Annotated in this window: 16 protein-coding genes; 5 read left to right on the forward strand and 11 right to left on the reverse strand. The window is 71.6% G+C overall.

Features of this window, described 5'->3' with window-relative positions; all coding sequences use genetic code 11:
* Positions 1-321 precede the first annotated feature (321 nt).
* On the reverse strand, positions 322-1,242 hold the full coding sequence (locus tag AHOG_RS16540) for an NmrA family NAD(P)-binding protein (protein WP_093942169.1): 921 nt from the start codon (positions 1,240-1,242) through the stop codon (positions 322-324).
* A gap of 108 nt (positions 1,243-1,350) precedes the next feature.
* Between AHOG_RS16540 and AHOG_RS16545 the strand changes: the two genes are divergently transcribed.
* Complete coding sequence (locus tag AHOG_RS16545; protein WP_093942170.1) at positions 1,351-1,947, forward strand: TetR/AcrR family transcriptional regulator; 597 nt, start codon at positions 1,351-1,353, stop codon at positions 1,945-1,947.
* A 246-nt stretch (positions 1,948-2,193) separates the two neighbouring features.
* Here AHOG_RS16545 and AHOG_RS16550 read toward each other — a convergent pair whose 3' ends face one another.
* The 3 genes from AHOG_RS16550 to AHOG_RS16560 all read right to left on the reverse strand — a co-directional run bounded on the left by AHOG_RS16550 (position 2,194) and on the right by AHOG_RS16560 (position 7,654).
* Positions 2,194-2,658: an ankyrin repeat domain-containing protein gene (locus tag AHOG_RS16550; protein WP_211290418.1), complete on the reverse strand. Its 465-nt coding sequence runs from the start codon at positions 2,656-2,658 to the stop codon at positions 2,194-2,196.
* 462 nt (positions 2,659-3,120) lie between these two features.
* Entirely contained in the window at positions 3,121-5,832 is a 2,712-nt protein-coding gene (locus AHOG_RS16555) for an alpha-galactosidase (protein ID WP_245856268.1), read from the reverse strand.
* Positions 5,833-7,066: 1,234 nt separating this feature from the next.
* Complete coding sequence (locus tag AHOG_RS16560) at positions 7,067-7,654, reverse strand: hypothetical protein (protein ID WP_157736862.1); 588 nt, start codon at positions 7,652-7,654, stop codon at positions 7,067-7,069.
* Between the two features lie 1,038 nt (positions 7,655-8,692).
* Here AHOG_RS16560 and AHOG_RS16565 point away from each other — a divergent pair.
* Positions 8,693-10,279, forward strand: a complete 1,587-nt coding sequence (locus tag AHOG_RS16565; RefSeq protein ID WP_245856269.1) for an MFS transporter — start codon at positions 8,693-8,695, stop codon at positions 10,277-10,279.
* Positions 10,280-10,358: 79 nt separating this feature from the next.
* On the opposite strand, the gene AHOG_RS16570 is transcribed toward AHOG_RS16565, so the two are convergent.
* The 3 genes from AHOG_RS16570 to AHOG_RS16580 all read right to left on the reverse strand — a co-directional run bounded on the left by AHOG_RS16570 (position 10,359) and on the right by AHOG_RS16580 (position 13,734).
* A complete protein-coding gene (locus AHOG_RS16570; RefSeq protein ID WP_245856270.1) occupies positions 10,359-11,468 on the reverse strand; it encodes an RNA polymerase subunit sigma-70 in 1,110 nt (369 codons plus the stop codon).
* A 364-nt stretch (positions 11,469-11,832) separates the two neighbouring features.
* Positions 11,833-13,017: a C45 family peptidase gene (locus AHOG_RS16575; protein ID WP_093942174.1), complete on the reverse strand. Its 1,185-nt coding sequence runs from the start codon at positions 13,015-13,017 to the stop codon at positions 11,833-11,835.
* 105 nt (positions 13,018-13,122) lie between these two features.
* Positions 13,123-13,734 (reverse strand): GNAT family N-acetyltransferase, encoded by a 612-nt coding sequence (locus AHOG_RS16580; RefSeq protein ID WP_093942175.1) that lies wholly within the window; start codon positions 13,732-13,734, stop codon positions 13,123-13,125.
* Positions 13,735-14,012: 278 nt separating this feature from the next.
* Between AHOG_RS16580 and AHOG_RS16585 the strand changes: the two genes are divergently transcribed.
* On the forward strand, positions 14,013-14,936 hold the full coding sequence (locus AHOG_RS16585) for a GntR family transcriptional regulator (RefSeq protein ID WP_093942176.1): 924 nt from the start codon (positions 14,013-14,015) through the stop codon (positions 14,934-14,936).
* 261 nt (positions 14,937-15,197) lie between these two features.
* Here the strand turns inward: AHOG_RS16585 and AHOG_RS16590 are convergent, their stop codons facing one another.
* Positions 15,198-16,838 (reverse strand): AMP-binding protein, encoded by a 1,641-nt coding sequence (locus tag AHOG_RS16590; RefSeq protein ID WP_093942177.1) that lies wholly within the window; start codon positions 16,836-16,838, stop codon positions 15,198-15,200.
* A gap of 147 nt (positions 16,839-16,985) precedes the next feature.
* Positions 16,986-17,891, reverse strand: a complete 906-nt coding sequence (locus tag AHOG_RS16595; RefSeq protein ID WP_093944515.1) for an arylamine N-acetyltransferase family protein — start codon at positions 17,889-17,891, stop codon at positions 16,986-16,988.
* A gap of 553 nt (positions 17,892-18,444) precedes the next feature.
* On the opposite strand from AHOG_RS16595, the gene AHOG_RS16600 reads away from it, so the two are divergent.
* Positions 18,445-19,239, forward strand: a complete 795-nt coding sequence (locus AHOG_RS16600; RefSeq protein ID WP_093944516.1) for a tryptophan 2,3-dioxygenase — start codon at positions 18,445-18,447, stop codon at positions 19,237-19,239.
* 197 nt (positions 19,240-19,436) lie between these two features.
* Here AHOG_RS16600 and cmdF read toward each other — a convergent pair whose 3' ends face one another.
* Both cmdF and AHOG_RS16610 read right to left on the reverse strand, forming a co-directional pair.
* The gene (gene cmdF / locus AHOG_RS16605) at positions 19,437-21,041 is read right to left on the reverse strand and encodes a tyrosine 2,3-aminomutase (protein ID WP_093942178.1); all 1,605 of its coding nucleotides are present in this window, start codon (positions 21,039-21,041) and stop codon (positions 19,437-19,439) included.
* Positions 21,042-21,127: 86 nt separating this feature from the next.
* Positions 21,128-24,511, reverse strand: coding sequence for a non-ribosomal peptide synthetase (locus AHOG_RS16610; protein WP_093942179.1), 3,384 nt, complete (start codon positions 24,509-24,511; stop codon positions 21,128-21,130).
* A gap of 334 nt (positions 24,512-24,845) precedes the next feature.
* On the opposite strand from AHOG_RS16610, the gene AHOG_RS28685 reads away from it, so the two are divergent.
* Complete coding sequence (locus AHOG_RS28685; RefSeq protein ID WP_245857000.1) at positions 24,846-25,199, forward strand: YciI family protein; 354 nt, start codon at positions 24,846-24,848, stop codon at positions 25,197-25,199.
* Positions 25,200-25,302: the final 103 nt, after the last annotated feature.

Genomic DNA, 25,302 nt, shown 5'->3' on the forward strand with positions numbered 1-25,302 from the left:
GGGCCGGCGGGGAGACGGTGATCTCGATGGCGCGGCCTGCCCACGTCCGTCACCACACGACGGGGCACCGGCCGCTGAACGACGGTGGCGGCGTCCGACACGGCCCGCGCCGCCGCGACGGACTGCCGGCCACGCGCCGCGACATGAGTCGTCCGCCGCACGCCACACCGCCGTGCGGGCTTCATCCACGGCCGGAACGCGGGCGGGGGCGCATCGCCTCGATGCGATCACCGCCGTCATTGCGCCGCGGACCGGCTGTCGGTCACCGAACCGCGCGACCGGTGGCCGCGGCGGTGCACGAAAGCGGTGCCGCCGCTCGACTCAGCCCGCCCGCAGGTGCTCGCGAGCCCAGTCCTCGAAGCCGGTGAGCGGGATGCCCAACGCCCGCGCGAACTCGGGTCGCGCGGGTTGACCCGCCACGTTCAGGATCTCGTGAAAGGCGCCCATCGCAGGCATCCCGGCGGCCGCGGCCTCCTCGGCGGTCATGTCCGGCGCGGGCAGCTCCCTGCCGAGGACCCGCGAGAGGATCTCGGCGATGGCGGTCATCGACAGGTGGTCGCTCGCCAGCTCCAGCTCCACACCGTGGAACCGGCCGGGATCGGCGACGGCCGCCGCGGCCGCCCGGCCGATGTCGCCGACCGCGGTCAACGAGATCATGGTCGCAGGCTTCAGCACGCTGACCAGGCCGCCGTCGAGGCCGCGTGGGAACAGGAACGCCTCCTCAGGCCGAAGCTTGTCCATGAAGAACGCGGGCTTGAGGAGCGTGTAGTACGGGAAGCCCGCCGCTCGCACCCGGTCCTGGATGCCTGCCTTGGCGGTGTAGTGAGGCTCCATCGGTGCCCAGCGGCCCTCGGCCCAGCCGGGGAACTCGGTGTGCTGCCCGGCTCCGGACACCGAGGTGTGGACGAACTGCGGGACGCCCTCGGCCCGCGCGGCCTCGATCAGGTTGGCGGCCTGTCGCACCTCGCCGTCGAAGTCGATGCCGTCGGCGGTCATCGGGGGCGTCTGCACCGAGAAGACCGCGCGGGCGCCCGCCACGGCACGGCGCACGGAGGCGAGGTCGTCGAGGTCTCCGGGGACGAGTTCCGCCCCCAGCGCCGCGACGGCCAGGGCCCGGTCGGCATGGGGATCACGCACGAACGCCCGGACGGGGATGTGCGCCGCGAGCAGGGCACGCGCGGTGGCACCGCCCTGCCTACCGGTGGCTCCGGTGACGAGGACAGGGGCGAGATCAGTGGACATGTGCGTGTTCCTCCATCGCTGCCGCCACGAAACGGCGTGGTCCGCCGTTTCTGATCCGCTAAGATACGGAGGCCCCCGCCACTTGAGCAAACCGCGAGGTGAAGGCCTATGCCCGCCCAGCGCGCGGACGCCAGACGCAACCACGCACGCCTCCTCGCCATCGCCGAGGCGGAAGTCGCCGCCCACGGCGCCGAGGCGTCGTTGGAACAGATCGCCCGCCGGGCGGGACTCGGCTCGGCCACCGTGCGCCGCCACTTCCCCGGCAGGCGAGCGCTACTGGAGGCCGTGTTCCGGGAGCGGATCGAGGCGCTGTGCCTGCGCGCGGGCGAGCTGACCGACGCGGCCGACGCGCGATCCGCCCTGCTGACCTGGCTGGGCGCCGTGATTGCGCATGCCGCTTCCGCACGAGGAATGGCCGCCGCCCTGACCCCGGATGCGGTGGCGGCACAGGAGAGCGAGTGCGCGGCGAAGCTCACCGAGGCCGGCGAGCCGCTGGTGCGCCGCGCCGTCCGAGACGGCGCCGTCGCGTCGGGGGTCACCGCGGCGGACCTGCTGACGCTGATCACCGGGATAGCGCTGGCCACGGAGCATCACGCGGACCGCGCGGCCGAGGCCGACCGGCTGCTTCGTCTGACGATGGCGGGGATCAGCCCGCCGGGGTCTGCGATCGACCGTGCTTCCTCCCCGGCGGGCGCGCATCGCTGATCCACTCGATCGAGATCTTGCCGGAATCGAACAGGGGTTCGATCATGGAGTCATGATCGAGCAGCCGACTCCGATGCCCACCGTCCGCACCGCCACCCGGCCTACGCTCAAGGCCACTGTCCGCACCGCCACTCGGCACGCCAGGGTCTCCGGGTTCCGGGTTCCGGGGGCAGGCGGGCTGCCGCCACGAAACGCCGGGCCGCGTGCCATCGCCGGAGCCGTGCCGTGTCACGGCCGGTCGGTCGTTCAGAAGTCGGGAACCACGGCCCCCGCCGCCACCAGAGCGGTGACGACCTCGTCATGTCCGCCCAGGGCGGCCCACTCCAGGGGAGTCATGCCTGCCGCGTCGACGTCTGCCTCCGGGTGGGTGGCCTCGCTGAGGTTGGCGTCGGCGCCGTGCTCCAGTAACAGCCGCACCACGCCCAGATGCCCCCACGACGCGGCCGCGCACAGCGGCGTTCCCTCGTCGGGACCGCCGTGGCTCTCCACATCGGGCGCCGCGCCCGCCGCCAACAACAGACGCACCGCTTCGGTGTGACCGCTGACGGCGGCGGCATACAGCGGGATGGTCCCCGAGGTGTCGGCCAACGCCTGGTCCGCACCGGATTCGCGAAGCAGAGCGGCCAGTGCGTCGGTCTGGCCGAGCGCCGCCGCAGCGCCGATCCGGGCACGCAGCGAGTCCGGGTTCGAGGGGTCCACCGTGTCTGTCACGCCGGGCAGTGTAGTCAGGACGCCAGCCCCTTCGGCACCTCGACGACCTTCGCCCGCGTGAGCACGATACGGGGCCCCGCGGGACCCGCGTGGCGGCTTTCCGACCGTCTCGAGCATCGGCCGCGCCGGGACGCTCGGGAACTCGGGCGGGCCACCACCCGTCTATGACGGCTCGGGGGCGGCGGGCGACCACGAGCAGGCGTCGACCGCGCGGGCCACGCACCGCACCCGCGCGGCTCGGCGGCCGCCGACGCACGACGCACGACGCACGACGCACGACGCACGACGCACGACGCAACGACGCAACGACGCAACGACGCAACGACGCAACGACGCAACGACGCAACCGGATCACCAGTCACCAGTCACCAGTCACCAGTCACCAGTCACCAGTCACCAGTCACCAGTCACCAGTCACCAGTCACCAGTCACCAGTCACCAGTCACGGACCATGGTCGCGCGTCAGCGCGGCACGGCGCGCGCCCGGATCAGCAACAGCTGTTCCGGATGCATCGCGGGAGCCCGCAGCCCGACGCGGTCGAGTACGCGACCGCTCAGCCGCGCCCCGCCGTCGATCCACGGGACGTCTCGCCGCATCCGCAGTGCGGGCCGATGCCCCGGCGCCTGCACCGCGACGTCGTAGTCCCGCTCCGGGTCGAGGCCCGGCAGCCGCACCACGCCGGGGATGGCGGTCACCGGGGTGGCGAGCTGCACCAGGGAGAACACTCCTTCACCGCCGTCCCGAGCGACGATTCCGTGCAGGGCGAAGGACGGGTCGTGCTGTTCGGCGCGCACCAGCGTCCCGGTGTGCAGCAGCGGGCGCAGCTCCTTGTACAGCGCGACCCACTCCGCCAGTTCGGCACGGTCCTGCTCCGAGGCCGAGGTCAGGTCCCATTCGATGCCGAACGAGCCGAACAGGGCGGTGCCCGCCCGGAAGGACAGCGCGTGGGTGCGGGCGGTGGTGTGCGCACGCGGTGCGCCGACATGGGAGCCGACCAGTTCGGGCGGCAGGAGCTGACTCGTCCAGCGCTGGATCTGCTGGCGCTCCAACGGGTCGATGACGTCGCTGCCCCATACCCGGTCGGCGCGTTCCAGGATGCCGAGGTCGATGCGCAGCCCACCGGAGGAGCACGATTCGATCTCGACGTCGGGGTGCCGGGATCGGAGCTCGTCCAGGAGCCGGTAGACCGCGAGGGTCTGCTGATGGACGCCCGCCGCGCCCGTCGGCGGACGGCCCGCGTCGATCAGATCGCGGTTGTGATCCCACTTCACGTAGCTGATGTCGTACTCGCTGAGCAGGGAGTCCAGCCGTTCCAGCAGGTAGGCGAAGACCTCCGGGTTGCCGAGGTCGAGAACGAGCTGGTTGCGCGACAGCAGCGGCGTGCGGTCGGCGAACCCGAGGATCCAGTCCGGGTGGGCTCGGGCCAGGTCCGAGTCGGGATTGACCATCTCGGGCTCGAACCACAGGCCGAACTCCATGCCCAACGCCCGAACCTGCTCGATCAGCGGGGTGAGCCCGTCCGGCCAGACGTCGGGATCGACGTACCAATCGCCGAGTCCGGCCCGATCATGGCGTCGATGCCGGAACCAGCCGTCGTCCAGCACATACCGCTCGACGCCCACCTCGGCGCCGCGCCGGGCCAGCTCGACGAGCCGATCCAGGTCGTGATCGAAGTACACGGCCTCCCAGGTGTTCAGCATCACCGGCCGGGCACGACGCGGGTGGTGCGGCCTGGCCCGCAGGTGCTCGTGGAACCGGGCGGCGACCCCGTCGAATCCGATGCCGTACGCGGCGTACAGCCACGGACCGACGTAGCCCTCCCCCGCCGCCAGCCGTACCTCGCCCGCCGCCAGCAGCTCGCCGCCGCCGAGCACGGCCGTGCCGTCGGCGAGCCGTTCGGCGTAGGCGAGCTGGTTGCCGCTCCAGGCCACGTGCACGGCCCAGACCTCGCCGGAGCGGAAGTCGAAGCCCTCCGTCCCCGCCGCGAGGATCAACGGTGCGTCCGCCCCGGTGCGCCCGCGCCGGTTCTCCCGGGTGTGCGAGCCGACGAGGAAGGGGGCGCGCTGCGGGGCACGCTCCCGGCCCCAGCGGCCGGCCAGGTCGAACAGCTCGGTGGCCACCGGCGGGACGGGCAGCGCCAGCGTGAGGCCGCCCAGGGCGTACGGGGTGTCCCGGCTCTGTCGGGCCGCGCTCCAGGCCGCACCGCCGACGGCGGAGGTGGTCGAGGCCGCGTCGGTGGCTCCGACGGCGATCGGCGTGGGGGTGGTGCTGGTGTGCGCGACTGCCGAGTCCACCGCCGTGGCGACACCAGCCACGTCGGCGACGGCCACATCGGCGACGGCCACGTCAGCCCCGACCGTGTCCGTACCAGCCACGTCAGTCCCGACCACGTCATCGCCGGCCGTGTCCACACCACTCGCGTGAGCCCCGCCCGCGTCGGCACCGACCCCCGGGGCGGCCGCGTGGCACCCGTCCGCCGTGTCGGCCGAGCCGACTCCGCCCGCCGTGTCGGGCGCCGCCGGGTTCGCGGTGACGCCCGCACGCTGGCGGAGCAGGCCGGTGGGCAGCATTTCGATCTCGACGCGAACGGCCAGGTCGGACTCGGCGTCGACTCCGTCGACCACTACTCGGCCGCCGCCCTCGGACCAGGTCTCGATGTCCAGGGCCGTCCGCTCGATCAGCGGCGACCAGCCCCGGCCGTCCCGCTGCCCGGTCAGCCCCGGCCTGCCTCGCCAGCCCGACGCATGCTCGGGGAGCACGTCGACGCCGATCACGGGCGGCTCGTCGACGTCGTTGGGCGCGGGCGCCGGAATCGAGGCTCGATGCAGCTCGGTGAGCATCGCGCCGTCGACGTCGCCGAGGTCCGCGCCCCAGTGCAGCACCGAGGGCAGTCGACGAGGGGCGAGGCTCAGCACCAGGCTGACCCCGGCGGCCCGGAGGTGGATCAGCCGCGCGCCGGAGGACGGATCGGCGACGACCGTCCCGGTCGCCGGGGCGCCCCGCGCCGGCTTCCGAGGCACGGCGTGCCCCTCCGCCTGGACGGCGTTCGGGGCGTCGCCGGGCTCGACGATCTCGATCGCCTCCGGTGTCGCCACGGCGGTGACGACCGCGGTGTCCTCGGGCTCCGCGCCGTCGTCGGGAATCGGGGCGGCGTCGGCGGGCGGCAACGGCATTCGAGGCTCCAACGGTCGCGGCGGCGGGATGTCCGGCGAGCCTGCCCTGCGGGGAGACCCCTGGGAAGGGCATACATCGGACACCGAACGTCGAAGCCGAATGCGTCCGCGCATCGGCCGTCCACCGAGACGGCCGGTCCGCAGGCCGCACCACCGGACACGGCGACCGACCGGCACGGCCCGCCGACCGCACGACGACCGCACGACGACGTTCGCCTCGGCGGCGACGACCCTCGTCGGCGAGGGCACCCGCAGTTCTATGGCAGCGGCCCCGGACGGGTCAACCGGCACGACGCGGCCGCGCACCCTCCAGGCCCCGATCTGACCCGTCGGCGACGTCGACGGGATCGCGCCCGGCGTCCGGATCGGGATCGAGCGAAGCGGCCTGCTGTGGGTCGCCTGAGATCCCTCGATGACCAGGCCCGGAGGTGACCAGCTCGTCGTCGCCCGGCCCTACGACGTCACGGCGACTCCGCTCTCCGACTCATCTCGCTCTGCGACTCATCTCGCTCGTCGGGACTCGGGGCGCCGGGGCTCGCGGTGCTCGGCCTGTCGGCGTGGCGATCTCCGACCGAGTGATCGGGAGATCCGCACTCGGGCTGTCTGTCCATGTCGGAGGCGGCTGCCGCATGCACTGCGGCGACGCCCGCCCGATCGCGATCATCGCAGGTCGACCGCACGGCGGGTCGACCGCGATCACCGAACTGCCTGCTTCGGTCGGCGACGATGTCGATCAGCCACCACGGGCGCGCTGTACCACCACGTGCGGGGGTCGACGAGGCCGCAGGCGATCCGACGGCGTCGAATCGGTGCGCCGATCGCGACCGGGCCGCCGGCCGAACCTCACCTGTGCGGCGGCAGGCTGCGCCCGAACCGCCGTGCAGTCCGCACCTGAACCGCCGTGCAGGTCGAGCCCGAACCGCCGTACAGGGGCACGCTCGCTCGAATCACCACAGGCCACGCCCGAACCGCCGTGCAAGTCGTGCCTGACCCGCCGTGCAGTCGAGCCCGAGCCGCCGTGCGGGCCGCGAAGCCAGGCCGGGTCACCGGGCGAGCAAGGCCGCGAACGGCGGGACGCGCACCGACCCGAGCCCCGCCGCGATCCACCCACCATCGGCCGACGGACTCGAGCGGCTGCGAGCGACCGGCTTGTCGGCCACGGCATCGGAGCGGGCCGATGGCGGACCGTATTCCGTTCGCAGAGTTCACCCGTCGCTGCCCACGCGGCTCCCGGTCATGTCAGCGCGACCACGAGCACGACGAGCAGCACGATCACCGCACCGACGATCCCGAACGCCAACAGGAACGGCCTGCGCTCCGCCGCCGGCACGATGCCCGGATAGACCTGAGCGAGCCTCTTCGCCGTGGTCCCCGGCGGGAAGCCCTGCACGGGGACCCGCAGCTCGCGGACGAGTCGATCGAGGTCGGCCCGGTCGTAGAGCGAGTCCATCAGGCGCAGCAGCCGCCTGCCCCGCGCGTCCAGGAGGAAGACGTTGTGCGGGGTCTCGCGGCCCATGAACAACAGGCCCTGTACCACCAGCGCCACCAGCGAGCGCGGCACCCAGCGGACTCCGCCGAACATCCCCCTGCTGCCGATCCGATGCGCCGTGAGGACGACCCGTGATCGTGTCAGCGACAAGAAGACCAGACCCATCAGCAGGCCCATGAACGCCGAGGTGACGAGGAATCCCGCCAGTCCAGCCTGAATCGTGGCGGGCACGATCAGCAACGCCGAGACCACGACGCCGAGGATCGCGGACATCCGTCGGCGCTGTCTGGACGGGTGCAGAACGAGTAAGGCCGCGTCAGATGGGGTCGACACGGGCTCATGCTAGACAGCGGCCCCATGCGGCGAGGCGTGGTCGGGGGATCGGCGTTCGTCGGCGGCGATCGTCCCCGCGCGCCCGGCGGGCGGTACCCGTCGCAGGCATCCCCCGCGCCCCGCACCGGCCCCGAGGGCGGTGGGGGAGGCCGCTGGCGTTCACGATCCGCGTGGCGGCCCGGCTGTGGTCCCCGACCCGACGGGCCGGTGTCACAGACCGTGGTCCATCCCCGCCAGACGACGATCCGTCGCGGTCCACACCGGCCCGGAGAGCCGGTGCCACGCTCTGGGCGAGCGATGCAGGCCGCCTCGCCCGGCGGTTGCGATCCGCACCGGCCCCGCACACCCGGTGCCACGCAGCCGTCACACGCCTTCGCCCGCGACTGCGTACCGGTCGTGATCCGCACCGGCTTTGGACGGCCGGTGCCACCACCGCGAATCTTCACGCCCGCGAGCTTGTCGCTCTTGTCGCGATCCTCACCGGCTCCGGAGAGCCGGTGCCACACGCAAACGCAGCCGAGGTCGATCCGTGGCTTGCAGGGTTGCGATCCTCACCGGCTCCGGAGAGCCGGTGCCACGGTTGTCCGACTACCTCCAGCGGCAGGCCCAGGCCGCGTTGCGATCCTCACCGGCTCCGGAGAGCCGGTGCCACCCTGCGCATCCAGGGGCATTACCTGATCAAGCGCGCCCAGGTTATCGGTTGGTGACCGACACGCCCGCAGAACACTTCGGACTGTCCCGGCGTGTCGGCCGACGCCTCGCCTTCCGAACCTGGCAGAGGCCGCTTTCGACGGCCCGGCCGGTCGTCGCGGCGCCTCCGGCTGTCCGTCCGGCCGCCCCGGTAGACGCACGGTCTTGACGTCACCACGCGGGCGGGCGCTGCCGCACGACAGCCGCTCCCCCGCCAGAACATCGCCGTCCGAATCGGCATCGGCGGGCGGATCGCCCGTCCTCCTCGAGCGATCAGTTTCCGGCCCGTCTGCCGTCTCAATGATCAGCACGTGCGTACACGGCCGAGAACAGCGAGGAGATGGTGACGTGGTCGCTGATGACGCCCTCCGGGCAGGCAGGCGGGAGTGGCTCGGGCTGGCGGTGCTGGCCCTGCCCACTCTGCTGCTGTCCCTGGACTTCAGTGTGCTCTATCTGGCCCTGCCGAGCTTGACCGCCGACCTGGGGGCCTCCAGCACTCAACAACTCTGGATCATGGACATCTACGGCTTCGTCGTGGCCGGGTTCCTGGTCACCATGGGTTCGTTGGGCGACCGCATCGGCAGGCGGAGACTGATGCTCATCGGGGCGGGCGCCTTCGGCGTCGCGTCCCTGTTGGCGGCCTTCTCCACCAGCCCGGAGATGCTCATCGTGACCCGGGCGCTGATGGGCGTCGCGGGCGCGTGTCTGATGCCGTCGACGCTGTCGCTGATCAGCACCATGTTCCCGTCCCCCCGCCAGATGGGCGTGGCGATCGCGGTCTGGATGAGCTGCTTCATGGGCGGTCTCGCCATCGGCCCGGTGGTCGGCGGGATCATGCTGGAGTTCTTCTGGTGGGGCTCGGTCTTCCTTCTCGGCGTTCCCGTGATGGTGCTGCTGCTGATCACCGGTCCCCTCCTGTTGCCGGAGTATCGCGACGCCGAGGGCGGCAGACTGGACATGGTCAGCGCCGCGCTCTCCCTGGCCGCGCTCCTGCCGGTGATCTACGGGCTGAAGGAGCTCGCCAAGGACGGCTGGGCCGTGCTTCCCGCCTGCTCCGTCGTGCTCGGCCTGCTGATCGGCGCCGTGTTCGTGCTGCGCCAACGCAGGCTCACCAGCCCGCTGCTGGACATGCGACTGTTCGGCAACAGGACCTTCAGCGCGGCGTTGGTGCTCTGGCTGCTCAGCGGGGCAGTGCAGGGCGGGACGAGCTTTCTGGTCGCCATCCAGTTGCAGAGCGTGGCGGGGCTCTCCCCCCTACACGCCGGACTGTGGCTGGTGCCGTCGACCGTGTTGATGATCTTCTCGATCATGATGGCGCCGATTCTCGCGCGCCGTTTCCGACCTGCCTCTGTGATGGCGACCGGCATGGTGCTGGCCGGACTCGGCTATCTGTTGATCACTCAGGTCGAGAGCGCCGACGGGCTGACCGTCCTGCTCATCGGCTGGGCACTGGCGCTGTCGGGCCTCGGACTGCCGTCCGGGTTGAGCACCGCGCTCATCCTGGGCTCCGCACCGCCGGAGAAGGCTGGTTCGGCGTCGGCGATGTCGGAGACCACCAGCGAATTCGGCATCGCCCTCGGTGTCGCGGCGCTCGGCAGCCTCAGCACGGCGGTCTACCGTTGGCAGACGGCCACGACCATTCCGGACGACGTCCCGCCGGAGGCTGCCGAGGCGGCGCGCGACAGCATCACTGCCGCCGTGTTCTCCGCCGAACAGGTACCGGGTGCGGCAGGCGAGGAACTGCTGCACGTCGCGCGGGAGGCCTTCACCACCGGTCTGACCACCGTCGCCGGAATCGCGGCGGCCCTCTTCATCGTGCTCGCGGCCATCGCGGCCACCGCGTTGCGGCACGTGAACACGAACGCGGAGGCGCCTGTGGAGCAGGACGATCGACGGCAGGGCGACCAGGGGTCCACCACGGCGTCCCTGCGCTGAGGGCCCGCCCGGCGCCGACGTCGACGGGCACAGCGGGGCGGGCCGGGGCGGTCGCCGTGACACCCCGACCCGCGCGCGGTCACATCGTCATCGGAAGATCGAAGGCAGGCAGGACGTCGGGATGGAAGGCGGTCACCTCCGCCACCTGCCCCTCCTCGATCCGCAGCACGTCGAGCCCGAAGGCATGCCAGCGGGTCTCTCCCGGCGCGCGGACGTAGACCGCCGCCGCAGGCTGTCGGTTCGCCCAGGTCTCGACGCAGCGGAACTCGACGGCGTCCGCGCCGTCCAGTGCGGGCGACCAGGCCGTGATGATCGTGTCCCGTCCCTGATACCAGACCGGGTGCGCGCCGAAATGGCCGCCTGCTCCCGGCTGCTGCCCGCATCGCGCGTCGGCACGCAGCAGCGCGGCCAGCTCCGCCATGTCGCAACGCTCGGTGGCCGCCAGATAGCGTTGGAGGACCGCGCGTTCCGCCGCACTGGGATCTCCGCTCGGCGCCCAGTCAAGCCGCCGAGGCGGCAGGTGCCGCCGCAGGGTGGCGCGCGCCCGTTGGAGGGCGCTGTTCACCGATGCCACGGTGCTCTCCAGCAGCGTGCCCGTCGCCTCGGCGGGCCAGCCGAGCACGTCACGCAGGATCAACGCCGCCCGCTGTCGCGGCGGGAGGTGCTGGATGGCGGCGAGGAAGGCCAGCTCGATGGTCTCCTTCGCCAGCACCACGGCATCCGGGGCCCCGTCCTCGGACGTGCCCCCGGTGAGCAGCCGATCCGGGTACGGCCGCAGCCACGCGACGGCGGCCGGCGGTGCCTGCGCCACCCCGGCGACCTGCCTGCGCGTGGGAGACCGTTCGAGGAAGTCCAGACAGGCGTTCGTCGCGATCCGGTAGAGCCAGGCACGGAACGTCGCACGGCCTTGGAAGGTGTCCCGCCTGGTCCAGGCCCGCAGGAACGTCTCCTGGGTCAGGTCCTCGGCGTCTTCGTACGAGGCGAGCATGCGGTAGCAGTGCACGTGCAGCTCTCGTTCATAACGCCGCACGAGTCGCGCGAAGGCGGCCTCGTCGCCCGCGCGCGCCGCGGCCACCACGGCGGCGTCCTCGGTCCTCGTCGACTCGGTGTCCATCGGATCTGCGGATACCTCGGTGTCGTGCCCGGCGGCGCCCGCCGGACCGATTCCTCGTCCTGTCTGTGTCTGCATGCCGAGTATGACGGGTCGACCGGCCCGGACTCATCGGTCGTGACGAGAAGAGATGCCCGCGAACGCCCGCACGGGACGGCGTCGTCTCGACCAGGACCGGCCGGTCCGGGCAAGGGGCGACTCGGGGATCGCCGTCGGGCGAGGACGCCCGGACGGGCCTGGTTCCGTCTGGCGACACGGTGGCCGGTCGACGCCGTGGGCAGGCGGTCGACCCCCGGGCAGCAGCAGGACGACGACCATCGACTGCGGGGTGGCGACCGGCTGACCCGTCGGCGTTCTGCGTCGCGCCGGGCGTCTCGTCAGGCGCGGCGCCGATCCCCGCGCGGCCCGCGGCGCCACGGGACCCGGCGTTCGGCCCAGGGCGTCAGCGACGTCCCACGGGGAGCCGGACCTCCGCGCTGGTGCGCATCGCGCCGTCGGACCCCTCGCCGAGGTAGAAGCGTGCGTTCAGGCTCCGATCGTGGACGTCGACGACCGTGCGCCAGACGGCCCGCCAGCTCGGGTCCGTCCGGGGGGCGACCGCGTCGAGGTCGGCGCGCATCGTCTCCGGTGTGGACGCGGTCTGCCCGCTCTCCCGGGTCCGGCTGGTGAGCGTCCGCATCCGCCCGTAGGTCTCGTGGCTGTCGGTGTTGTCGGGGGGCAGCTCCGCCACCACGGGATGACGGTGGAGCAGGTGGTTGGTCACGCACAGCGGGCCGTCGTCGACCTCGATGATGTGCTCGTCCCCGTGCGGCGACCGCTCCCAGACGAAGCCCCGCCCGGCGGCGTCGGCGATCAGATGATGGCAGGGCGTTCCGTCGTCGTACTGCTTGGTGCTCAGCAGCGCCTCCTTCGCCTCCTCGGCGTCGGCACAGGTGTCCAGCAGGAAGCGCGGCACCTGCGTCGGATTGAGGCCCGCCGTGGGCTGGGCGGCCCCGTCGGCTCGGGCGGTCTCGACGTCGGCCATGAGCAGTACCACCGCGAGGCCGTGCTCGTTGACGCCGTCGGTGGCGCCGTCGAGACCGAAGATGCTGATCGCGGTCGAGGCCGGGCCTTCGTCGGGCACGAGGTCGACGACGTACGGCGTCTCGCAGATCCGGGGACCCGCCGGGGTCGCGGCGGGCGTGTCGCCGTCGATCGCGGCCAGCAGGCCCTGCCAGTCGCCGGTGAAGAAGTCGAAGTTGCGCACGATGCGGCCGTGTCCGTCCGAGGCGGCCTGCGGCGGATACCAGACCGCCGAGCAGCCGAAGTCGGCCGCGCCGGAGACGATCGTGGAGAAGTCGAGGTCGTCTCGCTCCGGGTCGAGGCCGAACGCCTCGGCGACGCCGAGCATCCGGGCGTGGTGCGCGGGCCACTCGCGGGCGAACCATCGGCGGCGGGCCCGGTTCCGCAGGGTGTCGGCCACCGGTGGGGGCGCCCAGCCGAAGCGTGTCCCGGCCTCCGTCGCGAGGGCGCGGCCGATGTCGGTCTGGCTGCCGCGCAGGGCGAGACGGCGGACGGTCAGGATGTCGTCGGGGCCGCCGCCCGCCACCACCTCGGCCTCGGTGCGGCCGGTCGTCGTCTGGTTCATCGGGACACTCCTGTCATCGTCTTCACTACCGCGGGTCGTGGGACGCTCGGCGGGGGCGGCCGACGGCCGTCTCTCGCGCGACGCCTCCACTGGTCGGTTCGGTGGTCATCGGGCGGCAGGCCGCCACAGCGTGGTGATGTCGGGGCCGTCGGGAAGCCGGACGGGCTCGCAGGCGGCCTGGAAGCCGTGTCGCTCGAACAGGGCGCGAGCGCCCGCCGACGCCGTCTCCAGATAGACGCCGAGCCCCGCCGCGTCGGCCTCCGCCAGGCCCTGACGCAGCAGTGCCGAGCCGAGCCCTCGGCCCTGGTCGCCGGGCCGCACTCCCATGAAGGACACGTGCAGGTACCGCTGCCCACGCGGATGCCGTTCGCCGAGCAGCGTGAGCAGGCTGGTCAGCCGCTCCGTGTGGGCGGCGAGCGCGGGCGGCAGGTCGACGGCACCGAAGTCCGGGCCCGAGGTGCCTTCGCCGGTGACGGGCATCCACAGCGAGGCCGCCTTGTCCTCGACCATGAGGAGCCCGCCGTCCGCCGCGACCTGACCGGCCAGCGGGAGGTAGTAGTACTGCTGGCACTCCTGACGTTCGGCGTCGTCGGGGAAGAGCCATCGAGTGGACTCCTCCGCCATGAAGGCCTCGGTGAGGATGCCGACCGCCGATTCCACGTCCCCGGGGCCGCCCTTGCGTACAGACGAAACGAGCGTGTCGTGATCGTCGACCATGAGTGCCCTCCTTGCTCTGTGCTGTCACCCTGGTGCGGGTCCGCCACACGTCGCCGCTTCCGCGTACACCATAAGCATGGCATCATCGGCGGAGCAAACACGGCCTATAACGGCAAGATACGATCTCCACCACACTAGTGCACTGGATGCAGTGCACTAGCTAGTCGATCACCAGCGACGATGCCGTACATCGGACTCCGCAGCGCCGATCGCCACGTCGACGAGCCCGAGTAGCGCACTAGTACGATCGAGCGATCTGACCGGAAGGAAGTCCGAGCATGACCGCCGAACCGACCGAAGAGGACGGCCCGCCCTACGCGCGGATCGTCGGCGCGATCCGCGCACGCATCGCGTCCGGCGAGCTGCGACCGGGCGACCGGGTGCCGTCGACCCGGCAGATCACCCGGGAATGGGGTGTGGCCATGGCCACGGCGACCAAGGCTCTGACCGCCCTGCGCCGCGAAGGCCTGGTCCACGCGAAGCCGGGAGCGGGCACCGTGGTCTCGGACCGGCCGGGGCGCCCGGCTAATCCGACGTCGGCCTCCCGCGCCGCCGACGTCGCCCTGAACCGCGAGACGATCATCGCGACCGCGATGGGCGTCGCCGACCTGGAAGGCCTGGCAGCCCTGTCGATGCGCCGCGTGGCCACCGAGCTCGGGGTGAGCACGATGGCGCTGTACCGACACGTCGAAGGCAAGGACGCCCTCGTCCACCTGATCACCGACGCCGCGTTCACCGAGACGCCGCTGCCCGAGCCGCCGTCGGACTGGCGACGCGCGCTGGAGATCTCCGCGCGGCGGGACTGGCGGATGTACCGACGACACCCGTGGGCGGCCGCGCGAGTCTCGGTGCCGAGGCCGCTGCTGACACCGGGCGGCCTGGCCAACGTGGAATGGCTGATGCGGGTGCTCGGCGCGGATCGACCCGATCGGCGCGAGGCGGCCATGCAGGCGATCATCACGCTGACGGCCTTCGTCGTCGGCATGGCGACCTGGCTCGGGTCCGATCTGGACGAGGAACAGGAGACCGGCGTCAGCAACGATCAGTGGTGGTGCAGCCAGGACGCCGAGCTGGCCGAGCTGGAGGCGACCGGCCGGTTCCCGCTGCTGTTCGCGGTGGACGTCCCGCCGGACCTCGACTCCGTCTTCGAGTTCGGTCTGGCCCGTCTCCTCGACGGGCTGGCGGGCAGCGTCGAGGAGTAAGAGCACCCGGAGGCCTCGGCGACGGGCACGGAACACGGCAGGAGACCGGTTCCGTCGACTCGAGGTCGCCTCCACGTCGTGGGCTCGCCGAGCACTGTTGCCGCATCGCCGTGGAGACCCCGCAGACACCACCCATGCCGGGCAACCGACGGCACCGCTCGCCGGCGTCCCCCGCACTGAACGGCTCCGCCCCGCCGCCGTCCCCTCCAGCGCCGTCCCCTGCCGCGCCGTCGGCTCCGTCGTCACTCCGGGAGCACGCGGTCAGCCTTGGACGACGTCCCGCTCCGCCACGCCGCGGGCGACGTCACGGAGGGCGAAGCGCCGCAGCTTGCCGCTGCTGGTGCGGGGCAGTTCGCTCATGAACTCGATCCGCCGCGGATACTTGTACGGGGCGATCCGATGCTTGACGAACTCCTGGAGTTCTCGGGCCCTGGTCTGATCGCCGGCGACGCCCTCCCGCAGCACCACACAGGCGGTGACGAGCGTGCCGCGCAGCTCGTCCGGGACGCCGACGACTCCGCACTCGACGACGTCGGGATGTGCCAGCAGCGCCTCCTCGACCTCCGGCCCCGCGATCTTGTAACCCGCCGAGACGATCAGATCGTCCGTTCTCGCCTGGTACCAGAGGTAGCCGTCGGCGTCTCGCCGGAAGCTGTCGCCGGTGATGTTCCATCCGTGGCGCACGTAGTCTCGCTGGCGGTCGTCGGCGAGATAGCGGCAGCCGGTGGGCCCTCGGACCGCGAGCCTGCCGACTCGGCCCGTCGGCACCGGACGGCCCGCCTCGTCGAGGATCGCGACGTCGAAGCCCGGCACCGGGCGGCCGGTCGCGCCGGGGCGGATGTCCTCGTCCGCCGCGGAGACCACGATGTGCAGCAGCTCGGTCGTCCCCAGGCCGTTGATGATCTCGACGCCGGTCGTCCTGCGGAACTCGTGCCACGTCGACGCGGGCAGGTGTTCACCCGCCGACACGGCCCGACGCAGCCCGCGAAGCCTCGTCGCCGCGCCGGAGGCCAGCATCGCGCGATACGCGGTGGGCGCGCTGAAGCAGACCGTCGCGCCGTGGTCGGCGATGTGCCCGGCGAGCTGATCCGGTGTCGGCGATTCCAACAGGAGGACCGCGGCTCCAGCCCGCAGCGGGAAGATCAGCAGACCGCCGAGGCCGAACGTGAAGCCCAGCGGCGGGGTCCCGGTGAAAAGGTCGTCGGGCGTCGGTCGCAGGACGGTGCGGGAGAAGGTGTCCGCGACGGCGAGCACGTCGCGGTGGAAGTGCATGGTCGCCTTGGGTCGCCCGGTGGTACCCGAGGTGAAGGCCAGCAGTGCGACGTCGTCCGCGGCGGTGCGCACCGGTTCGAAGTCGTCGGAGATCCCGTCGACCTGGGACACCAGGTCATCCGGCGACGCACCGCCGTAGGCGAGCACCGGGGTCCCCGGCAGGCCCGCGCGAAGCTCGTCCAGGTACCGGTGATCGCACAGGGCGAGGTCGATCCGGCAGACGTCGTGCACCTCGGCGAGTTCTCTCGCCCGCAGCAACGGCATGGTGGTGACCGCGACGCAGCCCGCCGTCAGCAGGCCCAGCCAGCACAATGCGAGCCACGGGCTGTTCGGCCCGCGCAACAGCACGCGGTTCCCCGGCACCAGGCCGTGGTGTTCGGTGAGCAGCCGACCGATCCGACGCGCCGTGCGCAGCACGTCCCCGTAGGTCCACCGTTCGGTCGGCGATGCCAGACACAGCCGATCGGGACCGTAGTGCTCGATCGCACCCGTCAACAGCGTGACCGCGCAGTTGAGCCGGTCGGGATAGGCCACGTCCGGCACCGGAGACGAGAGGTCCGGCCACTGCGACAGGGGCGGCAGTCCATCCCGGCAGAACGTGTCGACGTGCGCCGACGGGGTGAGTCGCATGGTGAGTCCCCTTCTCTCCACTTCGGCGGACCGGTCCGCCGTGGTCCTCTCACAGGGCGAGCGCCGAGCCGCCCGGTCGCGGTGGCGCGGTCGGCAGGCGGCTGTCGCCGATGGGCGTCATCGGAGTCGGCCTCGACTACGCGACGCCTACGGTCGGAGCGACGACGGCGACGTCCCCCGGCTCTCGGCACGGCCGTCCCGGCGCTTCGCCAACCAGCGCAGATGGACGGCGTATGCCCGCTCCCACAGCTCTCGCCGCCGTCGAGGGCTCACATCGTCGAGGACGATCCCGAGGCGGCCGACCAGCGCGTCCAGCCACTCGCCCGCGCTTCGCAGCTCTGTGATGCTCGAACCGACCCTGGTGAGCACACAGCCCCGCAGCCGGTCGATGTCGGCGGCGGTACGGCGATGCGCTGTGAAGACGCGCACGAACAGCGAGTCCTCGGACGTCGACATCTCCCGATGCGCGGCGGTGAACTCCGCGGTGGCCGCGGGCCTGGAGAGGAAGTCCATCGCGATGAAGTGTCCTCGCCGGTCGTGATCGAGCCGCCAGCCTTCGGGCGCCACCGGCGAGGTGCGGAGTCGGTAGACGAAGCCGCCCTGCCGATGCACGCCTGCAACCAGCGGCAGCGGTGCGTGTGGACCGTCACCGAGTCCGACGTCGACCAGCCATGTTCCGTCGGGGTTGTCGGTCGTCGGCAGGCCGCGCACCGTGAGAGCCATGTGATGGCCGTCGATACCGAGCGCGGCCGAGCGATCGTTGAGCACGACGCTGCCGAGATGTCGCTCGACCTGGAATCCCAGTGCGCTCAGCAGGGCTTCGAAGGCGCTGTTCAGCGTCAGGCAGTATCCGCCCCGGCCCAGCCGGACCAGCCGGTCCGCGGACTCGGTCGGATCGAGGGCGCCGAGGCGGCCGAGGTGGATGTCCACGGTCTCGTAGGCGATCCGCTCCACATGCGCGCGATGCAGGCGCCGCAGCGCGTCGACCGCCGGCGGGCCCGGATGCGAAAGTCCAAGCCTGCGGAGGTAGCCGTCGACGTCGAAGCCGGTCACGGCCGCCACCGGTCCCGACGCCGCCCCCGGCTCGCGGGGTCTTCACACCACGCCGCTGAGATCATCTCGTCGCTCCTTCCTCCGCAGCCGGCCGACCCGTGTCCGGACGGTGCGGCCCGACCGCGGTGACGGCGGACGCGGACCGGCCGTCTCCGGGGCGGGCGTCCTGCCCTGCCGCGTCGCCATCCTGACAGCGCTGCCCTGGCGACACTTCTTCTGAAATGCGCGACACGCGACGGCTGCCCAGTCGCGCCGCGTCGGAATACGCAGCGGAGTGTCCGGTTCTCCGAGGATGCGCAGCTGATGCGATGACTGGCGGACGCTCTTCCGGAACAGCGCCGGACACCGTACCGTCCGACCACGGGAATAGGAGAGCGCAGGATTCCACGAATAGGCCGCGACGCAGGATCAGTGGTGTCCGAATCGCATCCGGGATTCACTCGGACTACGCGGTCGACCGACGATCCCGGTGGTCTCGGGCTTCACGTCGAATCCTCACGACGGCAGCCATCGCGAAGACGGCGGGCCACGGATGCGATGGGGTGATGAGATCATGTCGAGCACACGGCCGGCCACATCCGAGTACACCTCGTACCTGGCATTGGACGAATTCCTGACAACGCAGCGGCCGCGTTCCGAACAACCCGACGAACTGCTCTTCATCATCGCGCATCAGGTGCATGAACTGTGGTTCAAACTCCTGCTGCACGAATTCGACTGCCTGCGGCGTCGACTGGAGACCGGCGACGGAGAGGGGGCCCTGCACACGCTGCGCAGGGCGGCGGGGGCGTTACGAGCCACGGTCTCGCCGATCGAGGTTCTCCAGACTCTGACGCCCCGGCAGTTCGCGGGCTTCCGCTCAGCGCTCGGAACCGGGAGCGGTACGCAGTCGGCCCAGTTCCGGGAGCTCGAAGCCGTCTTGGGCCGACGCGACGCCCGGATGCTCGAGCCCTTTCCCCTCGGTGGTACGGAACGACGTCGGGTGGCGGCGGCCATGGACAGGCCGTCGGTGTTCGACTCGCTGCTGGCGTACCTTGCCGTGCAGGGCAGTCCCGTGCCGCTGGACCGACTTCATCGTGACGTCTCGCTGCCGCTCACGCCGTCGTCGGAGGTTCAGGAACTGCTGGCGGACGTGTACCGCGCGGACGGTCTCGCCGCCCAGCTCTGTGAGCATCTGGTCGAGATCGACATGCTGTTCCGGGAGTGGCGGGTCCGGCATGTCGGGATGGTGGAACGCATCATCGGCGATCGGCCGGGCACCGGCGGCACGACAGGCGCCGCCTATCTCCACGCCGCCGCGCCGAGACTCCTGTTCCCCGATCTGTGGGCGGCGCGCAGGCAGCTGTAGCCCGTCGCCGTACGCCGGGCCGGAAGGGCGGACCTGCCGAGCAGCGTGGTGCGGCGGAGGAGCGGCGATCCTCCATGCCGGTGGACCGGTGGGGCGGTGGACCGATCACCACGACGCCGTGTCGATCACCGAGCGCATCGGCCGGGCCCCGAGACGGCCTCGTGCCGCCGCGTCGACGCGGCGGCACGTCCGGCTGATCAGCGCAGGTCCGCGACGACCTCACCGACGGCTGTCAGGAACTCCCCCCGGCGCAGGGCCGCAGCCACCGTCTCGATGTCGTCGCTCATGTAACGGTCCCGGTCCAGCGTCGGCACCAGCGAGCGCACGGCGTCGTAGGCCGCCATGCCCGCCGGGCCGAGCCGATCGTGCCGACCGGACACGTCCACCGCCTGTGCGGCGGCCAGATACTCCACCGCCAGTATTCGATCGTTGTTGCCGAGCACGCGGCGCGCGTTGCGCGCCGAGATCAGCCCCATGCTGACGATGTCCTGGTTGTCCCCGTTGGACGGGACGCTCTGGGTGCTGGCCGGCCCGATCGTGCGGTTCTCGGCGACCAGCGCGGTCGCCGGGTACTGCGCGCCGGCGAACCCGCTGTTCAGGCCCGGATCGCCCGCGACGAGGAACTCGGGGAGCCCGTAGCTGAGGTGGCGGTTCAGCATGCGATTGGTCTGCCGTTCGGACAGGACACCGAGCTGTGTGAGCGCGATGGTCACGAAGTCCATGGCGAACGCGACGGGTTGACCGTGGAAGTTCGCTCCGTGGAAGACCTCGCGGCCTTCGAAGAACAACGGATTGTCGTTGGAGGAGTTCAGTTCGATCCGCAGTGTGTCGGCCGCGCGATCGAGCGTGTCGCGGACGGCGCCCAGCACCTGCGGGATCGCCCGCAGCGAATAGGCCTTCTGCAGGTAGAGGTCGATGCGCTCGACGGCCCCGCCCTGCCGCCGCCGAGCCACCTGCTGTCGCAGATCGGCGTGCTCCACGGTCAGCCCGCTCCCGCGCAGTAGTGCCCGCATGTTCGCCGCTGTGTCGATCTGGCCCGGATGCGGGCGGGCGATGTCATGTCCCTCCGGCAGGAACGGGCTGGTCGATCCCCGCAATGCCTCGATGACCAGGGCCGTCACGATCTCGGCCTGTCGCACCTGGTCGAGCGCCCGGCTGACGACCAGCGAGCCGAGCCCGGTCATCGCCGAGGTGCCGTTGATCAGCGCGAGGCCTTCCTTGAACCGCAGCTCCACAGGTTCGATGCCGTGGTGCCGCAGCACCTCCGCGGTGGGCGTCGGCTGTCCGTCATGGCAGACGTAGCCCTCGCCGATCAACGTCGCGGCGATGTGTGACAGCGGAGCCAGGTCGCCGCTGGCGCCCAGCGAGCCCATCTCGGGAATGGCCGGTGTGATGCGCAGGTTCAGATACAGCGCCAGGCGTTCGAGCACCTCGGGTCGGACGGCGGAGTGTCCTTTGGCGAGTGCGTTCAGCCGTGCCGCGACGATCGCCCGGGCCTCGTCCTCGGCGAACAGCGGGCCGACGCCCGCGCTGTGACTGCGCACCAGGTTGGTCTGGAGTTCGACCTCCTTCTCGGTGCCGACCATCATGTAGATCATCTCGCCGTAACCGGTCGTCACCCCGTACACCGGGATGCCCTGCCGGACGACGTCCTCGAAGATCGCCCGGCTCTTCGCGGCGCGTGCGACGGCTTCGGGGGACACGACGCACGGCACGTGATCCTCCGCGAGTCTGCGGACGGCCGTCGGGGTGAGCTGCTCGCCGTCGAACACGACCGGTGTTTCGTCCTCATGTACGGGCATTGCCTACCTCCGGTTGAGACGCGGGTGACACGCCACTCGCACGTCGGCCGGGCGGCCGCCGGTGAGCGGACGTGCTCGATCCGTTGTCACGGCGCCGTCTGCCCGCCGTCGCGCCGAGGAGAGTCGACGGCGACCAGCGCCGCGAGTCCGCCCAGCGAGGGATCGATGAGGAAACCCCAGAGCGGCACGGTCACGCCGAAGCGCTCTCGAACCCGCCGCAGCATCGACGGCACCAGCAGGGAGTGACCGCCGAGTGAGAAGAAGTCGTCGTCGCAGCGCATCCCGTCCGTGCCGAGCACGCCGGACCAGAGCTCGGCCAACTCCCGTTCCGTCGGGGTGCTCGGCTGTCGAGATCTCGGATGCGGCACGGGACCGCGTTGTCCGAGCCCTCGGCGGTCCACCTTGCCCGCCGCGCCGCGTGGCAGGCCGTCGACGTGGACTCGGAACGATGCCGGGATCAGCACGGCGCCGAAGCGGGTGCGCAGGTGCGCACGCCACACCTCCGGGGAGCCTGCCCGCCCCGGGACGGGGGCGACATGCAGGACGAGCCTGCTGACCAGTCCGTCCCGGTCGATCACGGGCACCGCCGCGCACTCGGCGATCGAGTCGTGCGCCGCGAGCGCGGTCTCGACCTCCGTCAACTCCACCCGATTGCCGAGCAGCTTGACCTGGAAGTCCCGCCTGCCGCGGAACTCGAGCAAGCCGTCCGGTCGGCGTCGACCCAGGTCCCCGGTTCGGTAGCAGCGCCGATCAGCTGTGGGCCGCGGCCCGCCCGCGGGCAGGCGCCGGAACACGTCCGGGCCGGCGTCGAGTTCGCCCAGATACCCCTCGGCCACGTGCGGGCCCCGGATGACGATCTCCCCGACGACGCCGGTGGGGCACAGCCGATCCCGCTCGTCCAGGATCAGCACCTCCCGCCCGGGGATGGGGACGCCGATGGGCACGGCCCCGTGCTGGGCGTCGGCGATCTCATACCAGGTGGCCGCGATGGTCTCGGTGGGACCGTAGAGATTCACCAGTCGAGTCAGCGGGAGACCCGCCCGTAGGCTGTCGGCCAGCGCGGGCGGCAATGCCTCCCCCATCAGCAGCAGATGGCTCAGATCGGCGAGTCGTTCCGTCGAACCACTGCCGAGCACGACGGCGAGAAGTTCCCTGGCGAAGCTGGGCACCGTCTGCAGATGGGTGATGCGCTCGGACGCGAGCCAGTCCACCAGCTTCTCCGGGTGCACCCTGATCGTTTCGGGGACCGGGCACAGCGTCGCCCCGGCGACCAGTGTCGCGAAGACCTCGCACAGCGCCGGGTCGTGTTCCGGCGTCACCCATTGAGCGACCCGCGACGTGGACTCGATGCGGAACTCCTCGGCGAACCACGTCACGTACTGCGCCAAGGACCCGTGCGAGTGCGCGACGCCCTTGGGTCTGCCCGTCGAACCCGAGGTGTAGGCGATGTAGGCACGGTCGTCTCGTCCTGTCTCGGCGCGGACCGTGTCGGTCGAGGCTGCTGCCCCTCGGGCGCCGTCGTCTCGTCTGGAGAGGGCGACGACTCGGCCGGACTGCTCCGCGGCGAACCACCGCGCCAGTTCGTCGGTGTCCGGGTCGCGATCGACGAGCAGGCAGCCGGGCCGGAGGTCGGCGAGCAGCTCCCGGCCCCGCCGCCCGACCCGGCCGGGGCCCGACCACACGAGGTGCGCGCCGAGGTCCAGCACGGCGAGCAGAGCGGCGATCCGCAGCGAGCTGGTGGACATGCGCACCACCACCGCCGATCCGCGGGTCACCCCCGCCGCGCGCAGGGTGCGGCCGACGGACTCCGCCCGCTCGACCAGTTCCCGATACACCACGGGCTCGGTGGGATGGGCGACGGCGACGGCCTCGGGTCGGGCGGCGGCCTGTCCTCGTACTCGCTCGTGCACGGGGACCTCCGACGGCGGACCGGCGTCGACGAGGTCGCCCTCGCGCAGCATCGCGCGGAGGGTGTCCTCGGAATCCATCGCGAGCTCGGCGACGGGAACGTCCGGGGCGGCCACCGCCGACCGCAGCAGGCCGCGGAACTGGTCGAGGAGAACGCGGGCGGAGCCGGGGTCGAAGAGACTCGTCCGGTATTCGATCCGCCCCGTGATCGTCGGCTCCAGGGCCTCGACGATCACCGCGAGGTCGACCGCAGCGGCGCCGGGGTGCACGGGCTCCGGGTGCACGGCGGCGCCCGCGAGGGCGAGGGTCGGCGGTGCCGCGGTGTCCCGAAGGTCGAACACGGCGTCGCACAACGGCATCCGACGCGGGTCACGCGCCGGGTTCACCGCGCGCACGACGTCGGAGAACGGCACCTCGGCGTGGTCGACGGCCTCGGACCATCGGCGTCCGGTGGCCGAGAGCATCTGCCGGAACGTCGAGGTCGGCGAGAAGTCCGCACCGAGCACCACGGTGTTGCGCAACGCGGCGACGCGCCGGGCGTCCGCCGCGCGACGCAGCGAGATCGGCACGCCGACCGCCACTCGCTCCTGGCCGGTCACTCGGTGCAGCAACGCCAGGAGGCCCGTGTGAAGCAGGACTCGCGAAGTACTCCCGGACCGTTCGGCGAAGGCCGACAGAGTGGCGCTGAACTCGGCGCCCCAGTCGAATCGCAGCTCGTCCCCCGCGAACGACGGCTCGGCGGGGCGCGGACGATCGGCGGGCAGGTCGAGGGGCGGCGGCGGAGGCGTCAGCGTCGTGGTCCACCAGTCGAGGAGGCGCGCCGAGTCCCGGCCGCCGTCGGAGCCGGAATCTGCGTCGTCCGGGGCGGATGCTCCGCTCGTCGTCGACGGATCGGCGGCCGACGAATCAGCGGCGGACGTGTCGCGGGCCGTTCGGCCGGCAGCCGTTCGGCGGAACCACCGTTCCGCACGTACCACGCCGCGGGAACCCGGCGGAGCCGAACTCCTCCTCGACCCTGCGATCCCGTCGGCCGTGGTCGCCTCGGCATAGGCCGCCGAAAGATCCGCCACGAGGATCGACAGGGACTCCTCGTCCACCGCGATCCGATGCAGGGCGAGCAGCACCACGTGGTCTGTGTCGGTGAGGTGGACGACCGTCAGCCGAGCGGGCGGCTGCGTCGAGAGATCGAACGGCGCCGACACGGCCGCGCGGCAGGCACGCTCCGCTCGCTCCCGCCGATCCGTCGCGCCGCGACGCCGCAGATCCAGCACGGTCGGCGGGGAGTCGGACGCCACGCCGATCCGCCGAAGGACTCGGCCGTCGACGTCGATGAAGGTGCTTCGCAGCACGTCATGGCGGTCCAGCACCGACAGCCACGCGGCGCCGAGTGCCGCCGAGTCCACCGCGCCGTCCACCCGATAGCGCAGGCACAGCACGTGCGCCGCCGAGTCTGGGGCCAGCCGGTGGAGAAACCAGGACTCGTGCTCGGCGACGCCGGTCGCCGCGACCGACCGACGGCCGTCTCCGTCGGATGTCCCCGTCCCCACCGCATCCGCTTCCATGTTCGCAGTCTCGAATCCCACCCAGCGGTAGTGCTTCTCTCAGAATGCGATGACCCGCACGAGCACGGTGAACTGGTCGAACATGCTTCGGAGCCGCATGATCGAGGAGGCTCGCACCGCGGATGCGTACCGGTGCCCGCCTCTCCCGGCGGCCGAGCAGGAGCACGGGCGGCGAGACGCCTCGCCCGGCTCCGGAGGCCGTTCGCACGGGGTCTTCGAAGATCGTCCGGATAGAGTGCCGTCGAGATGTCGAGAATCCGATGACTGCTTCGATCTCCTCTGTGAGAGGTGCCCGTGCCGGGGACCGGGAAGCGAGGAACGCACTGTGAAGTACATGCTTTTGATCTACGGCAGCGACGACCTGTGGGCGCAGTTCTCCGAGGACGACTTCGCGAAGATGATCGAGCAGGACGCCGCCTTCCAGAAGGAGGTTCGCGAGTCCGGCGAGCTGGTGAGCGTCGAAGGCATGGCGGACCGCACCAACGCGAAGGTCGTCCGCGTCCGCGACGGCGCCCCGGTGGTGACCGATGGTCCGTATCTGGAGTCGAAGGAGCACCTCGCGAGCTACTTCGTCATCGACGTCGAAAGCCCGGAGCGGGCGATCGAACTCGCCGCGAAGTACCCCGCCTCGACGGGCAACGGCGTCGAGGTGTGGCCTCTCCTCGAACAGGGCGGCACCGAGACCTGACGAGTCTCGCGCCGGGGCCGATTCGCGCCGTCGGTCCCGGCGCGAACCTGCCGCCCTGCCGCACCGCCTTCCGTGTGGCGAAACCGGTCACGAACCGTGGACG

The organism is Actinoalloteichus hoggarensis, from assembly GCF_002234535.1.
In the GTDB taxonomy this organism is placed as follows: Bacteria; Actinomycetota; Actinomycetes; order Mycobacteriales; family Pseudonocardiaceae; genus Actinoalloteichus_A; species Actinoalloteichus_A hoggarensis.